Annotated in this window: 1 protein-coding gene; it reads right to left on the bottom strand. The window is 71.6% G+C overall.

What is annotated here, in order from left to right:
* Window positions 1-80: 80 nt before the first annotated feature.
* On the bottom strand, window positions 81-866 hold the full coding sequence (locus ABC138_RS16175) for a tetratricopeptide repeat protein (protein ID WP_345914326.1): 786 nt from the start codon (window positions 864-866) through the stop codon (window positions 81-83).
* Window positions 867-1,304: the final 438 nt, after the last annotated feature.

The following is a 1,304-nucleotide window of genomic DNA, read 5'->3' as shown; positions in this document are numbered from 1 at the left end:
CACCGCAACCGCACCGGCGTAGACCACGCCGTCGAGGTCACAGATGATCCCCTCGAAGCCCGCGGAGAGGGGGCCTCCCCTCACGGCTGCGGCGTCTCCCCGCCGTCGCCCACGTCATCGAGCTCCTCGACGTGCACGCCGTCGAGCTCCTCGACGTGCACGCCGTCGAGCTCCTCGACGTGCACGCCGTCGAGCTCCTCGACGCGCTCGACCGCGTCCGTCTCGCCGTCCTGGTCGGCCACCGCCGCCTTGGCGAACCAGGCCCGGGCGTCGTCGCGCCGCCCGACCTCGAGCAGCGCGTCGGCGTAGGCGTACCAGACGCGCGGTGCCCACGGCTTGTTCTTCACCTTGTCCACCTGCCCCTGGAGGGCGAGGACAGCAGCCTGGGGCTGGCCCATGTCACGACGAATGCCGGACCCGACGATGAGCAGCTCGATCTGCTCCTCCTGGCCGAGCTGACGCGCCTCCGGCGAGCCGAGCAGCTCGAGAGCGCGCGCCGGACGGCCGAGCCCACGTTCGCAGTCGACCATGAGCGGCAGCAGGTGCGAGGACCCGCTCAGCCGGCGAACGGTGCGGAACTCCGTGAGCGCACGCGCGTAGTCGCCCATGCGGTAGGCCACGAAGCCAAGCGCCTCACGTGCGGCCGGGACCCGTCCGGCACGCCGCACGGCGGTCTCGGCGTGCGCCAGGGCGCCGTCCAGGTCCTCTGCCTCGAGGAGGGCCGCGACCATCACGAGGTGCTGGGCGACGCCCTCGGCATTCTCCTTGCTCAGGGTGCGCAGCTGCTGCTTGACGCTGCGGTCGATCTCGGCGCCGGTGACATCGGGCGCGATGGCCGGCTCGGGCTTGCGGCCCTCCTTGGGCACCAGCCGGGATCCGCCGCGCTCCTGGTCCTCACGACCCGTGCCTCCACGCTCGGGACGCGAGTCACGCCGGTCCCCGGGTCCACGCTCACCGGCGCGGCGGTCGCGATCGTCTCGTCGGTCGTCACGGAAGGGGCGGCCTTGGCCGCCGTCGCGACGCGGCCGTTCCCCGCTGCCGCCGGGACGGCCTCCGCCGGATCGCTCGGGGCGTCCACCGCCCGGCCGCCCTCCACCGGGTCGGCCACGTCCACCTTGGGGTCGGTTCGACCTCTCGTCCACGTCTGATACCTCTCTAGACCTTGTCCCTGCGAGAGCCACACTCCCGTGGATCGGGGATCAAATGCAAGAAACGCCCTGACAACTCGTCTGTGACGAGCCGACCAGGGCGTTTCTGCTCAATGTTTGTCCGGCTGCGTCCTACTCTCCCACACCGTCACCAGT

The organism is Janibacter sp. LM (assembly GCF_039631275.1).
Lineage (GTDB): Bacteria > Actinomycetota > Actinomycetes > Actinomycetales > Dermatophilaceae > Janibacter > Janibacter terrae.
This window is presented reverse-complemented; position numbering and strand designations above follow the sequence as displayed.